The organism is Thioalkalivibrio sp. AKL17, from assembly GCF_000377885.1.
Taxonomy (GTDB): domain Bacteria; phylum Pseudomonadota; class Gammaproteobacteria; order Ectothiorhodospirales; family Ectothiorhodospiraceae; genus Thioalkalivibrio; species Thioalkalivibrio halophilus.
The window spans coordinates 262,855-278,440 of sequence record NZ_KB898765.1; the positions used below are offsets into that span (position 1 = coordinate 262,855).

Here is a 15,586-nt window from a genome sequence, read left to right on the forward strand (position 1 = left end):
TGTCGGGTCAGGATTCGGGTTCGGCGGACGGCACGCGGGGCGCGCCGCCGGGATTCTCAGGCGCGGGCGGCGCGCATCATCTCGACGAAATCGTCGAACGCCGCGGACACGTCATGCGGCCCCGGGCTCGCCTCCGGGTGGCCCTGCAGGCTGAACGCCGGACAGTCCGTCCGTGCGACCCCCTGCAGAGTACCGTCGAACAGCGAACGGTGGGTCGGCGTCAGGGTCCCGGGCAGACGGTCCTCGTCGATCGCGAACCCGTGGTTCTGCGAAGAGATCATCACGCGTCCGCTGGCCTCGTGACGAATCGGGTGGTTGGCGCCGTGGTGGCCGAATTTCATCTTCACGCTCTGCGCCCCGCTGGCCAGCCCCAGCAGCTGGTGCCCCAGGCAGATCCCGAACAGCGGCACACGGCGTTCGCAGAAACCGCGAATCGCCTCGATTGCGTAGGTGCAGGGTTCAGGGTCCCCCGGCCCGTTGGACAGGAACACGCCATCGGGGGACAGCTCCATCACCTCCTCCACCGAGGTCTCGGCCGGGACCACGGTCACCCGGCAGCCCCGGTCCACCATCATCCGCAGGATGTTCTGTTTCATTCCGAAGTCGTAGGCGACCACGTGATACTCGGCCGCGTCCGGGCTCAGCTGCCGCGGCTCCCCGCCCAGCTGCCAGGTGCCCTCCAGCCACTCGTAGCGCTTGCGCGTGGTGACTTCCCGGGCCAGGTCCATGCCCTTGATGCCGGGGAACTCGCGGGCGGCGGCCAGGGCCGCGGACTCGTCCACCTCGCCTGCCTGGATACAGCCGTTCTGCGCGCCCTTCTCTCGCAGCAGACGGGTCAGCCTGCGGGTATCAATGCCGGAAATGGCCACGATCCCGTGGCGCAGCAGGTAATCCGGGAGCGATTCGCGCGAGCGGAAATTCGACACCAGCGGCGGCACGTCGCGCACGATCAGCCCGGCGGCCTGCGCCCGCGACGACTCGTCGTCCTCCGGGTTGGTCCCTGTGTTGCCGATATGCGGATAGGTCAGGGTCACCATCTGCCGCGCATACGAGGGATCCGTCAGGATCTCCTGATAGCCGGTCATGGCGGTGTTGAACACCACCTCGCCAACCGTCTGGCCGAGGGCGCCGATCGCCTGACCATGGAACACGGTGCCATCTTCAAGGACGAGCAGGGCGGGCGCGGGCACGGGCGAACCTCCGGCAGGGGATCATCAAACGGGATGTAACAAGTGTACGCCAGGGCCCAAATCCCCGTCCAACGCGGCGTCACAGCTCGCGCAGGCCGAGGACATCCTGCATATCGAAAAGCCCGGGGCCGCGTTCGCTGGCCCACACCGCCGCACGTACCGCCCCGGATGCGAAGATCCCGCGGTCCGAAGCCTTGTGGGTAATCTCCACCCGCTCGCCCTCGCCGGCGAACAGCGCGGTGTGCTCGCCGACAATGTCGCCGCCGCGCACCGTGGCAAAGCCGATGGTGCTGCGCTCGCGCGCGCCGGTGTGACCCTCGCGGCCGTACACCGCGTCCTGCTCCAGGTCGCGCCCCAGGGTGTCGGCCACGATGCGCCCCAGGCGCAGCGCGGTGCCCGACGGGGCATCCACCTTGTGCCGGTGATGGGCCTCAAGGATCTCCACGTCAGTGCTGTCGCCCAGGGCGCGCGCCGCCAGCTCCACCAGCTTGAAGGTCAGGTTGACCCCGACGCTCATGTTGGGGGCATACACGACCGTATGCTCCGCGGCCGCCTCGCGCAGCGCCGCCTCCTGCGTCGCATCCAGGCCGGTGGTGCCGACCACCAGGGTGCGCCCCGCCCGACGGCAGATCTCGAGGTGTTCCATAGTTGCCTCGGGGCGGGTGAAATCGATCAGCACGTCGAAATCCCCGGTCACCGTGCCCAGATCCTCCACCAGGTGCACGCGGCCGGCCGTATCCACCGGCTGGCCGATGGCCTCGCTGCCGGGGCGTTCGCTGGCCGCACCCAGCTCCGCCTGCGGGTGTTCCTCCACCGCGCGCACCAGGTTCTGGCCCATGCGCCCGGCGGCGCCCGCGACTGCTACTCGGATCATGATCGTTGCGTCCTCCTGTCAGTTGCACAAAGCCTACGCGAGCCCCGGCGATGCGTCAGCCCGCCCGGGTCCGGGCCGCCACTCGCCGGTGGCGCCAGTGGCCGAACAGCGAGGCCACTACCCCGGCTGCCGCCAGCCCCGCGGCCAGCACGTAGACCGAGGCCGAGCCCACGCCGTCCCACAGATAGCCGGCGGCCAGACTGCCCAGCGCACCTCCGATGCCGAAGGCCAGCGACGAATAAAGCGCCTGTCCGCGCCCCTGCAGCCGGCCGGGGAAGAAATAATGGATCAGCGAGATCGCCGCCGCGTGATACACCCCGTAGCTGAAGGCATGCAGGGTCTGGATGAACAGCAGCATCGGCAGTGACTCCGGCACCGCCGCCAGCAGCGACCAGCGCAGCGTGGTCAGCACCAGCGCCAGGGTCACCAGGAACCACGCGCCGAAACGCAGGATCAGTCGCGGCGTGATCAGAAACAGGAACACCTCGGCCAGCACGCCCAGGGCCCACAGCTGCCCGGCCATCGAGCGGGAGAAACCCGCCTCCTCCACGTACAGGGTGAAGAATGCATAGTACGGCCCGTGACTCGCCTGCATGAAGAAACACGCCAGGAACAGCCCGATGACCTCGGGCCGCCGCAGCACGCTCCCGATCGACGGCACGTTGTTCTCGGCCACCTCGTCACGCGGCGGCTCCGGGACCTGCAGCGTGCTGACATACAGGCCGACGAACAGCAGCAGCACCAGCCACGGCAGCCAGGCCACGTCGATGTAGTCGAACAGCCAGCCCAGCGAGGCCACCGCCACGATGAAGCCCACCGACCCCCACAGCCGCACCAGCGCGTAGCGGTGGCTGTCGCGCCCCAGGGTGCGCAGGGTGGTGGCCTCGAACTGCGGCAGGATCGCGTTCCAGAAGAAGCTGAACACTGCCATCACCGCCGCCAGCCACCAGTAGCCGGAATACAGCAGCACCCCGGTGAAGGCGATCAGCCCCGCCAGCGCCCCCGAGCGCACCAGCGGCATGTGGGTGCCGGTACGATCCGCCAGCCATCCCCACACATTGGGCGCGATGATCTTGGTCGCCAGCACGATCGCCATCAGCTCGCCGATCTGCGAGCCGGAGAACCCCAGCTCGGACAGATACGGCCCCCAGTAGGGCATGAACGCCCCGATGGTGGCGAAATAGAAGAAGTAGAAGCTGGACAGGCGCAGATTGGGCGTCACGACCGGAACCACGGATAACGCTCCGTGCCGGATCCGGCACGGAGGGTGAAAACGCTGAAAGGCGCCGGGGCTCGACCCCGGGCATCGACGCCGGAGGCGTGACCCCGGACTCAGGAGCCGGGGTCACGCCTCCGGCGCATTACCCGGAGCGATACCCGGACTCGGGTCCCGGGCCTTCCCCGGGATGCGGGCCGCGGTCCGGCACGTCGGCATTCTGACCGCGATGGCGCAACGCGTGATCGGCCAGCACCAGCGCCGTCATCGCCTCGGCGATGGGCGCGGCGCGGATGCCCACGCAGGGGTCATGACGCCCCTTGGTCACCACCTCCACCGGCTCGCCGGCGGTGTCGATGCTGCGGCCCGGCAGGCGGATCGACGAGGTCGGCTTGAGCGCCAGGTTGGCGCGCAGCGCCTGACCGGTGGAGATCCCGCCCAGCACGCCCCCGGCATGGTTGGACAGGAAACCGTCCTCCGGGGTGATTTCGTCGCGGTGCTCGGTGCCGCGCTGGGCCACGCTGTCAAAGCCGGCCCCGATCTCCACGCCCTTGACCGCATTGATGCTCATCAGGGCGTGGGCCAGCTCGGCGTCCAGGCGGTCGAACACCGGCTCGCCCCAGCCGGCCGGGACCCCCCGGGCTTCCACCGTCACCTGCGCCCCGATGGAATCCCCCGACTTGCGCAGCTGGTCCATGAATTCTTCCAGCTCCGGGACCCGGTCGGGATCCGGGCAGAAGAACGGGTTATCTTCGGTGCGTGCGAGGTCCTTCTCCTCCAGCCCCAGCGGCCCCAGCTGCGACAGCCAGCCCTGGATCACGATGCCGTAGCGCTCCCCCAGGAAGCGCCGGGCCACCGATCCGGCCGCCACCCGCAGCGCGGTCTCGCGCGCGGAACTGCGTCCGCCCCCGCGATAGTCGCGAACGCCGTACTTGCGGTGGTAGGTGTAGTCCGCGTGTCCCGGCCGGAACTGGTCCTTGATCTCGCCGTAGTCCTTCGAGCGCTGATCGGTATTCTCGATCAGCAACCCGATGGGGGTGCCGGTGGTCACGCCCTCGAACACCCCGGACAGGATGCGCACCTGGTCCGGCTCGCGCCGCTGGGTGGTATGACGCGACTGACCCGGACGCCGCCGGTCCAGGTCCTTCTGCAGATCGGCCTCGGTGAGCGGGATCCCGGGTGGGCAGCCGTCCACGACCCCGCCCAGGGCCGGTCCGTGACTCTCGCCGAATGTGGTGACGACGAACAGTCGTCCAAAGCTGTTTCCTGACATGGCGCCAGTTTACCGCCAGCCGCCGGGGATGTCGCCCGTCCCCGGCCACGGCCCGGGAACCGGCCCGTGCCTCGGCCCATGCGCCGACACAAAATGCGGCCGAGGAATCCGCGCCGCCGCCGCGTCGTCTATGCTCCTGTCATTCAACCGCAAGGAGTTCTCCATGACCCGTCTGCAATCGCTCCGCCGCACCGCCCTGGCCACCGTCCTGAGCGGGATGCTGGGCTTCGGCGGCTCGGCCGCGGCCGACGTCTACACCGAGCTGCCCAGCCTGAACCTGGACCTGGCCCAGGAGCTGGCGATGGCCACCGTGCAGTCCTGCCGCGACGACGGACACCAGGTCAGCGCCGTGGTGGTGGACCGCAGCGGCAACGATCGCGTCGTCATGCGCGACGACCGGGCCGCACCGCAGACCATCTCGATCGCCGGTGACAAGGCCCGCGCCTCGGTCATGTCCGGCCTGGACTCCGGTGACTTCGTGGCCAACCGCGAGGATATCCGTGACGAAATGAACAACGTCGACGGCATCCTGATGCTGGACGGGGCCATCCTGATCGAGGCCGCCGGCCGCATGCTCGGTGCGGTGGGGGTCTCCGGCGCCCCGGGCGGCGATCTGGACCGCGCCTGCGCCGAACAAGGCATGGAGGCGATCCGGGAAGAACTGGACTTCGCCATGTAACCCTGCAACCGGAGACCATCGCATGAGCGAACATTCCGACCCGCACGGACACTCGCCGGACACCGGCGCCGACGTCCCCCGCATCCACCCGGTGGAGGCCCGGGAGCGCCTGCGCGAACGGCCCCGGGATCTGCTGGTCGATGTTCGTTCGACCATGGAGTTCCTGTTCGTGGGACACCCCGCCGGGGCGATCCACATCCCGTGGATCGACGAACCGGACTGGACGGTGAACCCGGACTTCGTGCCGCAGGTGCGCAAGCTGCTGCTGGGCGGGGCCATGGACACCGCCGAGGACGCCCCGTCGGTGTACCTGATCTGCCGCAGCGGCAAGCGTACCCTGGCGGCCGCCGAGGCCCTGCTGCAGGCCGGGATGCACAACGTGTATTCGGTGGAAGAGGGTTTCGAGGGTCCGCTGGACGAGCAGCACCACCGTTCCACCGTGGGCGGGTGGCGTTACCACGGCCTGCCCTGGGAGCAGTGCTGATCCGCGCCCCTCCGGTGCGGCTTCAGTCCGCGGGCAGGTCCTCTGCCCGCACCACGAACACCCCGTGACCGCCGGCCTCGAAATCCAGCCACACCATCGGGATGTCGTGGAACGCATCCTCTACGGCCTCCTGGCTGTTGCCGACCTCCACCATCAGCACCCCCTCGTCGGTCAGATGCCGGCGCGCGCCGGCGAGGATGCGGCGCACGATGTCGAGACCGTCTTCCCCGGCCGCCAGCCCCAGTTCGGGTTCGTGGCGGTATTCGTCCGGGAGTTCGGCCATGTCGCGGGCGTCCACGTACGGCGGATTGGTCACGATGAGATCGTAGCGATCCTCCGGCCCCAGCCCTTCGAAGACATCGCTCTCGACCAGCCGGACCCGGTCCTCCAGCTGGTAACGCGCCACGTTGTCGCGCGCCACCGCCAGCGCATCCGGCGAGATGTCGGCCAGATCGACGCGCGCCTGCGGCAGCACCAGCGCCACGGCGATGCCGATGCAGCCCGCGCCGGTGCCCAGGTCCAGCACGCGCTCCACGGCGTCCGGATCCACCCACGGTTCGAACCCCGACTCGATCACTTCGGCGAAGGGTGAACGCGGTACCAGCACGCGCTCGTCCACGTGGAAGGGCAACCCGGCGAACCACGCCTCGCGCGCCAGATAGGCCGCCGGCTTGCGCGACTGGATGCGCTCGCGCAGCAGGCCCTCGACCCGTTCGCGCTCCGCCTCGGTCAACCGGCTGTCCCACCAGTGCGCCTCCAGGTCCAGCGGCAGGTGCAGCGCGTGCAGGGTCAGCCAGGCGGCTTCGTCAAAGGCGTTGTCGGTGCCGTGCCCGAAGGACAGCCCCGCCGCACGGAACTGCGACGCGCCGTAGCGAATGAAGTCGCGCAGGGTGAGCAAACCGGTACCGGGTTCCATTTTCACACTCCGGGAGGGGTTGAAGGGTCGTCATGATAAACCGCGACCGGCATCATGCACCCGATCCCACGCCACGAGAACCCCATGAGCGCCGTCGATCCCTGGCTTGCCCGCCTGTCCCACGCCCTGCCCCATCACGCCCTGTCGCGGCTGGTGCACCGGCTGGCCCGCATCGAGTCCCCGCGCGTGCAGCCGCTGCTGCGTGCCTTCGTCCGCCGGTTCGGGCTCGACATGAGCGAGGCCGCGGAGCCGGACATCGCCGCCTACCCCAGCTTCAACGCCCTGTTCACCCGCGCCCTGCGCGACGGGGTACGCCCGCTGGAGGGCGATCCCGCCACCGTGGTCAGCCCGGCGGATGCGCGGGTCAGCGCCAGCGGGCGCATCGAGGCCGGGCGCATCTTCCAGGCCAAGGGGCACGACTACTCGGTGGAAGAACTGCTGGGCGGCGAGAACGACCTCGCGGTGCCATTTCGCGACGGGCATTTCGTCACCCTGTACCTGTCCCCGCGCCACTACCACCGCCTGCATATGCCGCTGGACGGCACGCTAACCCACGCGATCCATGTCCCCGGGCGGCTGTTTTCGGTGGCCCCGCGTATCGTGCGTCACGTGCCGCGCATCTACGCCCGCAACGAGCGCGTGGTGGCGCTGTTCGACACCCGCTTCGGCCCTATGGCGACGGCCCTGATCGGCGCCCAGAACGTGGGCTCGATCGAGACCGTATGGGCCGGGGAGATCACGCCGCCCGCGGCCCGCGAGGCCAGCTGCGTGACCTGGCCGGAACGCGACATCGCACTGGAGCGCGGCGCGGAGATGGGCCGCTTCAACCTGGGGTCCTCGGTGGTCCTCCTGCTGCCCCCGGGCCCGCTGGAACTGGAACCGGCGCTGACGCCCGAAACCGAGGTGCAGGTTCGCAGCGCCCTGGGCCGTTACACCGGCCGGGACTGAGCCAACCCCGCGGGCACTTCAGGCGCGTCCCCAGGGGAAATCGATCACCCGCCGGATATCGTCCTCGCCCAGCAGGCGCATCAGCAGGCGGTCCACCCCCAGCGCCACCCCGGCGCAGTCGGGCAGTCCCGCCTCCAGCGCACCCTCCAGGAACGGATCGGCCGCGGGTTCCGGCTGGCCGCGCGCGCGCCGCCGCGCCCGGTCCTGCTCGCGGCGCCGGCGGAATTCCACCGGGTCGGTCAGCTCGAAGTAGCCGTTGGCCAGCTCCAGATCGCCCCAGTAGACCTCGAAACGCGCGGCACAGCCGGGACGCTCGCGACTGCGCCGCGCGAGGATCGCCTGACTTTCCGGATAGTCGTGCAGGATGGTGATACGTCCCGGCGGGAACCCGGGCACCACGCACAGCGACATCAGCGCATCCAGCCAGGCATCGCGGTCCAGTTCGCCGTGGACGGTCAGGCCGCGCTCCGCGGCCACGGCCTGCAGGCGCGCCGCGTCGTCGTTCAGCGCGTCGACGCCCAGAACCTCGTCAAGCAGGTCCGGGTAGGCGACCACCCGCGGCTCCGGGTCCGGCGCTTGCCACGCCGGGTCCGCCGCAGCGACCTCCTGCAGCAGGGTCACCACCTCGTCGGCCAGCGTCCGGTCGTCGAACCCGAGGCGATACCATTCCAGCAGGCTGAACTCGGGGTTGTGGCGGGCACCGCTTTCGCCGCCGCGGAACACCCTGGCGATCTGGTAGATGTCCCCGGAGCCGTCTGCCAGCAGGCGCTTCATCGGGTATTCCGGCGAGGTCTGCAGCCAGCCCCCCTCGCGCCCGCCGGCGCCATCGCCGGCCTGCGCATGCCAGCTCTCCATGGCGGGGTCGAGGACCGTGCCCCGGCCGAGGATCGGGGTCTCCACCTCCAGCACGCCGCGGCGCGCGAAGAAGCCCCGCAGTTCGGCCAGCAGGCGGGCCCGGGCCACGCGCGACCCGGCGGCCCGCGGCCGCCAGTCCGACACGGACGCCGGATCAGACGCGCGAGACGTATTCACCCTTGCGGGTGTCCACCTTGATGGTTTCACCCTCCTCGACGAACAGCGGCACCTTGACCACCGCGCCGGTCTCCAGGGTGGCCGGCTTGGTCCCGCCCTGGGCGGTGTCGCCGCGGATGCCCGGGTCGCACTGGGTGATCTGCAGCTCGACGAAGGCCGGGGCCTCCACCGACAGCGGCTCGCCGTTCCACAGGGTCACGGTGCACATGTCCTGTTCCTTCAGCCACTGGTCGGAGCCGTTGAGCGCGGCCTTGCTCACCGCATACTGCTCGAAGCTCTCCGGGGTCATGAAGTGCCAGAACTCGCCGTCGTTGTAGAGATACTGCATCTCGGTCTCGAGCACGTCGGCGGCCTCCACCGACTCGCCCGACTTGAAGGTCTTCTCCACCACGCGCCCGGTGCGCAGGTTGCGCAGCTTCACGCGGTTGAAGGCCTGCCCCTTGCCCGGCTTGACGAACTCGTTCTCCACGATCGACATCGGATCGCCGTCCAGCAGGAGTTTGAGACCGCCCTTGAATTCGTTGGTACTGTAGGTTGCCATTGCGCGTAGTCCTCGAGGGTTTCCAGCCAGTTCTTCCAGCCGTTCAAACAACGCGGGCCGGCCGTCCCGCCGGGAACCGACCATGCCCAAAAATCCGATCATGATAACGCGTACGCCGCCGGCAACCCATACGCCCCCCTGGCAGCGCGCGCTGGCCACCGCAATCCGCGACCCGGTCACCCTCGCCCGGCGCCTGTCCCTCGCCCCGGAGCACCTGCCCGGGATGCACGCCGGCCACGCAAGTTTCCCGATCCGCGTGCCCGAGAGCTGGCTCGCGCGCATCGCGCCGGGCGACCCGGCGGACCCCCTGCTGCGCCAGGTGCTTCCGCTGGCGGAGGAGGCCGACGAGGTGCCCGGCTTCATCGCCGACCCGGTCGGCGACCATGACGCGCTGGCGGCTCCGGGCGTGGTGCACAAGTACGCCGGACGCGCCCTGCTGCTGACCACCGGGGCCTGCGCCATCCACTGTCGCTACTGCTTCCGCCGCGAATTCGACTACGCCGACCACAACCCGGCGCGCGACGACTGGGGCCCGGCGCTGGACTATCTCGCGGCGCACCCCGACATCCACGAGGTCATCCTCAGCGGTGGCGATCCCCTGAGCCAGTCCGACACCCGGCTGGCGCGTCTGGTAGCGCGTCTGGAAGCCATTCCTCACGTCGAACGCCTGCGCATCCACACTCGGCTCCCGGTGGTGTTGCCGGAGCGGGTGGACGACGCCCTGCTGGACTGGCTGGGCCGGGGACGCCTGCAGCACGTGCTGGTGCTGCATGCCAACCACCCGCGTGAATTCGCGGCCCCGGCCGATCGCGCGCTGGAACGCCTGCGGGCCAGCGGCATCACGCTGCTCAACCAGGCCGTGCTGCTGGCCGGGGTCAACGACGACGCCGACACCCTGGTCGACCTGCAGGAAACCGGGTTCCGCCACGGCGTGCTGCCCTACTATCTGCACTGCCTCGATCGCACCCGCGGCACCGCCCATTTCGAGGTCGGAGCGGAGCGTGCTGCCGTGCTGTACGCGGAGATGCACCGCCGTCTGCCGGGCTACCTGCTGCCGCGCCGGGTCCGCGAGATCCCCGGCGAGCCGGGAAAGACCCCGCTCGGGGGGAACACGCCTGAATAATCCCCTGACAGACGCCAATGCGAAACAATCGTCATTCCCCGACTTTTACCCCGACTTTTGATCGGGTACCTTCTGGGGATATCCCACTATTGCCGGAACAGGCCATGATCGATTCGGATGCCGTCTTTCCACCCCTGCCCGAGACCGAACCCGAGCCGGAGGGTTTCCCGCCGCACACGGTCAGGGCCCTGCGTACGTGGTGCGAAGATCTGCCCCGCGCCGACCGCGAGGCGGCCATCGAAAAGCTCTGCGCCGTTCTCGGCTCCCTCAACCGGGTCGCGCTCAAGCCCGGCGTGCGGGACGAACTAGCAGACCTCATCGAAGAACATCTGCTGCCGCTGATCCCGGAAGTCGAACGCGGCCTGCGTCGCCGGCCGCTGCCTCTGGCCAACCGCAGTCTGCATCGTGCCCGGATCTTCGGCGACGCCCTGCGCGAACTGGCCAACATGCACCTTCTGCTGACCCCGGTCAGCGTGCCCAGCAACAAGGCATCGCGCGAAAAGGCCGTTCCCCACCTGCAGGCCGCCGTGGATGCCCTGGCCGCGCTGGCCATCCATCACTGGCGCCTGTACCAGCCGCTGCCGCGGGGGCTGTGGCGACAGATCTACGGCCTGCTGTTCTTCGCCCGTGAGCTGGGCGTGGATCAGCAAAAAGCGCTGCGCCGGGAGGCCATCAGCCCGCTGGGCCCCGACACCATCGACGCCACCACGGCACGCCTGTTCGTGCTGGGCAGCACCGGCGTCAACGCGCTGGAGATCGGCGACATCGACCTCCTGGCACGCTGGATCGCCGAGCTCCCGGTGCACGGCAGCGCGACCCCGAATCCGGAGGAGCACCCGGATCTTCCGGTGCTGCGCGCGGACCTCGATACCGATCACCCGCCCGGCCTCGTACTGCGCAACCTGCCGGCCGGAGAAAACAGCACGCATGTTGAACTCGGCCCCCTGCTCGAAGCCCTGCGCAACCAGCCCGAATCGCTGGACCCCGCACGCCGGGCCGACGGTCGCACTCTGGCCGAGCGCATGCTGCGCCTGTGGTCGCGCCTGCCCACCCGCCGCCACTCGCGCGAAAGCGTCAACGAACAACGCTACTGCCTGTTCGGCCTGACCCGCATCCAGGCCTACATGCAGGCGGCACTGGACAGCCGGCAGGGCCCTGCCCGGCCGGCACCCACCGATACGGCGACAACCGAGGCCCCGCAAGACGACGACGTTCATCCCGATGGACGACCGGCCACGGTTAACGTGATTCAGATGTCGGATGCTGCGCGCGCCGACAGCGGACTGAGCCTCAGTGACGGCCACCGTTCCACGGAGCCCGACGACGATCCGCACCCCCTGGCCGACCAGGGTACCGACCGGGCCGGCCACGCCTGGGAGGACGTTGGCCGGGGCCTGGAAATCGCAGACCACGAAGAGCCAAAGGCCCCGATCGTCAAGCGCCAGCAGCCGGAGCACTGGCAGGTCGAGGACATCGGCGCCGGCGGTGTCCGCCTGCGCCTGCAGAATCCGCAGCAGACACTGTTGATCGGGGATCTGGTCGGACTGCGCGAACAGGACCCCGGTCAGATCGGGTGGACCGTGGGCGTGCTGCGCTGGATCCGCTTCGAAACCGACGACGAGATCAGCATCGGCGTGGAATATCTCGCCCAGCGCTGCATGCCGGTCCTGGTCCAGCTGTATCGCGCCGGCCGTGCCGTGCGCGAGCCACGACCGGGGCTGTTCGCGCCGGTCCGCATCGGTCAGGAGGGGGCGGCACTTATGCTGCCGGCACAGGAACTGGATCACGAACAGCGCCTCGTGGTCTGGCTCAACGGCCGCGCACGCGTGCTGGCTCTGGACGCAGAGCGCACGGGCACTACACTGTTCACGGAAGTCGGCTGCCGCATGACCGATATCGAGCTGGACGAGGCCCCGACGGACGAACCGGGAACCCCGGATGCGGGAGATGCGCTCTCCCTGGACCCGCATTAACCGAGTACCCCCACTTCCATGATCGAATCCATTCGCGTCCTCTTCGTGACCGCCAATCCCAACCTGGCGGAACAGGTCATCAGCAGCATCCGGTCCCGCGGGTGCGCGGTGCGCCCGGAACAGGTCGATGACGGCGAGGGTCTGACCACGGCGCTGCGGGAAACCCGCTTCGAGGTCGTCGTCTTCACCGAACCTGGTCTCAATCTGGCGCGCAGCGACGTGGATGCGGCCCTGCAGGCCAGTGGCCGCCGCACCCCCCTGGTCCTGATGACGGAACGCCCGGAGGAGGAACGCCTGCCCGACTACGAGGCCGGTGTATTCGCCGTGGTGGACCATCAGCTGGTGGAGCTCACCGCGATCCTGACCCTGCGTGCGGCCGACTCGCTGCATTTGCGACAGCAGATCAAGCGCATGGAGAACTCGCTGCAGGAGTCCGAGCGGCGCAGCCAGCTGCTGCTGGACAACTCGCGCGACGCCATCGCCTACATCCATGACGGCATGCATGTGTACGCCAACGCCTCCTGGCGCGAACGCTTCGGCGTTGACGATCCCGACGACATCGAGGGTCTGCCGCTGATGGATCTGGTCGCGCCGGACAGCCGCGACGACCTCAAGCGCTTCCTGCGCAGCTACCAGGAGGGCAGCGAGGAGGCCATGGCGCAACATTTCCAGTTACGCACGCTGGACGGCGAGGCCTTCGAGGCGGAGCTGCACCTGTCCTCCACGACCGTGGAAGGCGAGGCCGCGACCCAGGTCCAGCTCAGCTCCGGCGAAGACAAGGAGCTGGCGCAGAAGATCGATTATCTGTCACAGCGCGACCTGGTCACCGGCCTGTACAACCGGCAGTACTTCCAGGACGCCATCGAAACCACGCGCACGCGGGCCGCGGAAACCGAAAAGCCCTTCGCCCTGCTGACCGTGGCGGTGGACCATTTCCCCGAAATCCGCGCCAACGCCGGGATGTCCGGGGCCGACCTGATGCTGGCCGACGTCGGCCAGATCATCGAGAGCCATTTCCCGGAAACCGCGGTGATCGCACGGCTGGAGGCCGAACGCTTCGGTGTGCTGCTGCCCGAAGCCCAGCAGGCCGCCGCAGAAGAACGCCTGAATGCGCTGCAGGAGGCCATCGCCTCGCGGGTGTTCGAGGTGGGCACGCTGTCCACCCACGGCAGCGTTTCGGCCGGCGGGGTCATCGCCGACGAGACCGCGCCGGACACCGAGGAACTGCTGGCGCAGACCGACCGTGCACTGGAAGACGCGGTGAAGGCCGGTGGCGGCACCCATCGCTTCTACCGCCCCGCCGAGGGCGAGCTGACCCAGGCGCAGCTGGATCAGCAATGGAAGAACCGCATCCTCGAGGCGCTGGAAGAGAACCGTCTGGAGCTGCGCTATCAGCCGGTGGTCAACCTGCACGGCGCCGACCGGCCGCGCTACAGCGTGTTCGTACGCCTGCTGGACGCCGACGGCACGGTACACGAGCCAGTGGAATTCCTGCCCAGCGCCGAACGCACCGAGGTGGCGACCCGGATCGACCGCTGGATCCTGCGCCATGCCCTGGCGGTGCTGGCCCGGCAGCTGAAGAAGGACTCGCGCACGCAGTTCTTCCTCAAGCTGACCAACGGTTCGCTGGGCGACCCGTCCGTCCTGACCTGGCTGAACGACGACCTGCACGCCCTGCGCATCCCCGCGGACAACGTGGTGGTGGAACTCAAGGAACCGACCATCGTCACCCATCTCAAGCCGGCGATGAACGTGGGCCGCGGGCTGAAGGAAATGCACAGTCACCTGTGCGTGGACGATTTCGGCAACGGCCTCAAGCCGTTCCAGCTGCTGCAACACCTGGATGCCGACCACATCAAGCTGGACGCCTCGTTCGTCAAGAACCTCGCCGAAAGCGAGGAAAACCAGGAGACGATCCGCGAATATACCGAGGCCGCCCACGCCAAGGGCAAGCAGGTCATCGTCCCGCACATCGAGGACGCCTCCGCGCTTGCCGTGCTGTACGGCCTCAACGTCAACCTGGTGCAGGGCTTCTTCCTGCAGGCCCCGATGCCCGAGCCGGACTTCGACTTCGAGTCCGTCTGAGGCAATCGGGGCCGGCTCGCGCCCCTATTTCGACCAGAACTTCAGGTCGTCGAAGAACGAGCGCACCCCGTCGAAGAAGGAGTGTTCCTTGGGGCTGTGCTTGGTGCCGCCGGCCCGGGTCTCTTCTTCGAATTCCTGCAGCAGTTCCTTCTGCCGTTTGGTCAGGTTAACCGGCGTCTCCACCACCACGCGGCAGATCAGATCGCCCACGCCGCCACCGTGCACCGATTTCACGCCCTTGCCGCTGACGCGGAACTGCTTGCCGCTCTGGGTCTCCGGCGGGATCTTGAGGTTCACGCGGCCGTCCAGCGCCGGCACCTCCAGCTCGCCGCCCAGAGCGGCGGTGGCGAAGGAGATCGGGACCTCACAGTGCAGGTCGTTGCCGTCACGCCGGAACAACTGATGCGGCTTGACCCGCACCTGCACGTAGAGATCCCCCGGCGGGCCCCCGTTGAGTCCGGCCTCGCCCTGCCCGGACAGGCGGATGCGGTCGCCGGTGTCCACTCCGGCAGGCACCTTGACATCCAGGGTGCTCTGTTCCTGCACCCGGCCCTGGCCGCCGCAGGCCTTGCAGGGCGTGGGGATGATGCGCCCGCTGCCATGACAGCGGGGGCAGCTCTGCTGCACCGAGAAAAAGCCCTGCTGGATACGGACCTGACCCATGCCGTTACAGGTGGGACAGGTCTCGGTGGAGGTCCCCGGCTCGGCCCCCGATCCGTCACAGACTTCGCAGGTGCTGGTCGTCGGGATCCGGATCTGCACCTCGGTCCCGAACACCGCCTCCTCCAGCGTCAGCTCCAGGTTGTACTGCAGGTCCGAACCGCGGTAAGCCCGCTGCCCGCCGCGACCGCCGCCGCCACCGAAGATGTCGCCGAAGATATCCTCGAAGATGTCGCTGAAGTTGGACCCTCCGGCACCGCCGCCGAAGCCGCCGGCGGCCGAGCCGTCCACACCGGCGTGGCCGTAACGGTCGTAGGCCGCCCGTTTCTGATCGTCGCTCAGGACGTCGTGGGCCTCGCGGGCCTCCTTGAAACGGGCCTCGGCATCCTCATCCCCGGGGTTGCGGTCGGGGTGATACTTCATCGCCAGACGGCGAAAGGCCTTCTTGATGTCGGCGGCGGAGGCGTCCTTCGACACCCCCAGCACCTCGTAGTAATCGCGTTTTGCCATGATCGTTTTCCTGCGGATAGTCCGGGGCGTTCAGCCGTTGCCGGGAACGAAAGCGCCCGGGTTCGCGTGCGCGGGCCCGGGC

14 protein-coding genes are annotated in these 15,586 nt (G+C 68.8%); 6 read left to right on the forward strand and 8 right to left on the reverse strand.

All coding sequences use genetic code 11. From position 1 onward, the window contains the following. Positions 1-56: 56 nt before the first annotated feature. From carA to aroC, 4 genes are all read right to left on the reverse strand, one after another. Positions 57-1,190 (reverse strand): glutamine-hydrolyzing carbamoyl-phosphate synthase small subunit, encoded by a 1,134-nt coding sequence (gene carA, locus D577_RS0104475; RefSeq protein ID WP_018946367.1) that lies wholly within the window; start codon positions 1,188-1,190, stop codon positions 57-59. A gap of 79 nt (positions 1,191-1,269) precedes the next feature. Continuing rightward, positions 1,270-2,064, reverse strand: coding sequence for a 4-hydroxy-tetrahydrodipicolinate reductase (gene dapB / locus D577_RS0104480; protein WP_026288907.1), 795 nt, complete (start codon positions 2,062-2,064; stop codon positions 1,270-1,272). Positions 2,065-2,119: 55 nt separating this feature from the next. Further along, positions 2,120-3,286 (reverse strand): MFS transporter, encoded by a 1,167-nt coding sequence (locus D577_RS0104485; protein WP_026288908.1) that lies wholly within the window; start codon positions 3,284-3,286, stop codon positions 2,120-2,122. A 139-nt stretch (positions 3,287-3,425) separates the two neighbouring features. Then, positions 3,426-4,553: a chorismate synthase gene (aroC, locus tag D577_RS0104490; RefSeq protein WP_018946370.1), complete on the reverse strand. Its 1,128-nt coding sequence runs from the start codon at positions 4,551-4,553 to the stop codon at positions 3,426-3,428. A 130-nt stretch (positions 4,554-4,683) separates the two neighbouring features. Between aroC and D577_RS0104495 the strand changes: the two genes are divergently transcribed. Both D577_RS0104495 and D577_RS0104500 read left to right on the forward strand, forming a co-directional pair. Beyond that, entirely contained in the window at positions 4,684-5,232 is a 549-nt protein-coding gene (locus D577_RS0104495; protein WP_018946371.1) for a heme-binding protein, read from the forward strand. Positions 5,233-5,254: 22 nt separating this feature from the next. Further along, entirely contained in the window at positions 5,255-5,716 is a 462-nt protein-coding gene (locus D577_RS0104500; RefSeq protein WP_018946372.1) for a rhodanese-like domain-containing protein, read from the forward strand. Positions 5,717-5,738: 22 nt separating this feature from the next. On the opposite strand, the gene prmB is transcribed toward D577_RS0104500, so the two are convergent. Then, positions 5,739-6,632, reverse strand: a complete 894-nt coding sequence (gene prmB / locus D577_RS0104505; protein ID WP_018946373.1) for a 50S ribosomal protein L3 N(5)-glutamine methyltransferase — start codon at positions 6,630-6,632, stop codon at positions 5,739-5,741. An 84-nt stretch (positions 6,633-6,716) separates the two neighbouring features. Here prmB and asd point away from each other — a divergent pair, with 84 nt between their 5' ends. Beyond that, positions 6,717-7,580 carry an archaetidylserine decarboxylase gene (asd, locus tag D577_RS0104510; protein ID WP_018946374.1) on the forward strand — a complete coding sequence of 288 codons (864 nt, stop codon included), beginning with the start codon at positions 6,717-6,719 and terminating at the stop codon, positions 7,578-7,580. Positions 7,581-7,598: 18 nt separating this feature from the next. On the opposite strand, the gene epmA is transcribed toward asd, so the two are convergent. Together epmA and efp are read right to left on the reverse strand one after the other, a co-directional pair. After that, positions 7,599-8,579, reverse strand: coding sequence for an EF-P lysine aminoacylase EpmA (epmA, locus tag D577_RS0104515; protein WP_018946375.1), 981 nt, complete (start codon positions 8,577-8,579; stop codon positions 7,599-7,601). A gap of 10 nt (positions 8,580-8,589) precedes the next feature. Continuing rightward, positions 8,590-9,153 carry an elongation factor P gene (efp, locus tag D577_RS0104520; protein WP_018869982.1) on the reverse strand — a complete coding sequence of 188 codons (564 nt, stop codon included), beginning with the start codon at positions 9,151-9,153 and terminating at the stop codon, positions 8,590-8,592. Between the two features lie 100 nt (positions 9,154-9,253). Here efp and epmB point away from each other — a divergent pair, with 100 nt between their 5' ends. The 3 genes from epmB (at position 9,254) to D577_RS0104535 (ending at position 14,334) form a co-directional block, all read left to right on the forward strand. Then, a complete protein-coding gene (gene epmB / locus D577_RS0104525; RefSeq protein WP_371180223.1) occupies positions 9,254-10,276 on the forward strand; it encodes an EF-P beta-lysylation protein EpmB in 1,023 nt (340 codons plus the stop codon). Between the two features lie 104 nt (positions 10,277-10,380). After that, positions 10,381-12,249 carry a hypothetical protein gene (locus D577_RS0104530; protein WP_018946377.1) on the forward strand — a complete coding sequence of 623 codons (1,869 nt, stop codon included), beginning with the start codon at positions 10,381-10,383 and terminating at the stop codon, positions 12,247-12,249. Between the two features lie 18 nt (positions 12,250-12,267). Further along, entirely contained in the window at positions 12,268-14,334 is a 2,067-nt protein-coding gene (locus D577_RS0104535; protein ID WP_018946378.1) for an EAL domain-containing protein, read from the forward strand. Positions 14,335-14,358: 24 nt separating this feature from the next. Here D577_RS0104535 and dnaJ read toward each other — a convergent pair whose 3' ends face one another. Then, complete coding sequence (gene dnaJ / locus D577_RS0104540; protein ID WP_018946379.1) at positions 14,359-15,504, reverse strand: molecular chaperone DnaJ; 1,146 nt, start codon at positions 15,502-15,504, stop codon at positions 14,359-14,361. Positions 15,505-15,586 lie beyond the last annotated feature (82 nt).

Bases quoted from the DNA above. Each gene is read 5' to 3' on its own strand.
- dapB (WP_026288907.1), bottom strand. From the start codon at position 2,064: ATGATCCGAGTAGCAGTCGCGGGCGCCGCCGGGCGCATGGGCCAGAAC.
- aroC (WP_018946370.1), bottom strand. From the start codon at position 4,553: ATGTCAGGAAACAGCTTTGGACGACTGTTCGTCGTCACCACATTCGGC.
- D577_RS0104495 (WP_018946371.1), top strand. From the start codon at position 4,684: ATGCTCCTGTCATTCAACCGCAAGGAGTTCTCCATGACCCGTCTGCAA.
- D577_RS0104500 (WP_018946372.1), top strand. From the start codon at position 5,255: ATGAGCGAACATTCCGACCCGCACGGACACTCGCCGGACACCGGCGCC.
- prmB (WP_018946373.1), bottom strand. From the start codon at position 6,632: ATGGAACCCGGTACCGGTTTGCTCACCCTGCGCGACTTCATTCGCTAC.
- asd (WP_018946374.1), top strand. From the start codon at position 6,717: ATGAGCGCCGTCGATCCCTGGCTTGCCCGCCTGTCCCACGCCCTGCCC.
- efp (WP_018869982.1), bottom strand. From the start codon at position 9,153: ATGGCAACCTACAGTACCAACGAATTCAAGGGCGGTCTCAAACTCCTG.
- epmB (WP_371180223.1), top strand. From the start codon at position 9,254: ATGATAACGCGTACGCCGCCGGCAACCCATACGCCCCCCTGGCAGCGC.
- D577_RS0104530 (WP_018946377.1), top strand. From the start codon at position 10,381: ATGATCGATTCGGATGCCGTCTTTCCACCCCTGCCCGAGACCGAACCC.
- D577_RS0104535 (WP_018946378.1), top strand. From the start codon at position 12,268: ATGATCGAATCCATTCGCGTCCTCTTCGTGACCGCCAATCCCAACCTG.
- dnaJ (WP_018946379.1), bottom strand. From the start codon at position 15,504: ATGGCAAAACGCGATTACTACGAGGTGCTGGGGGTGTCGAAGGACGCC.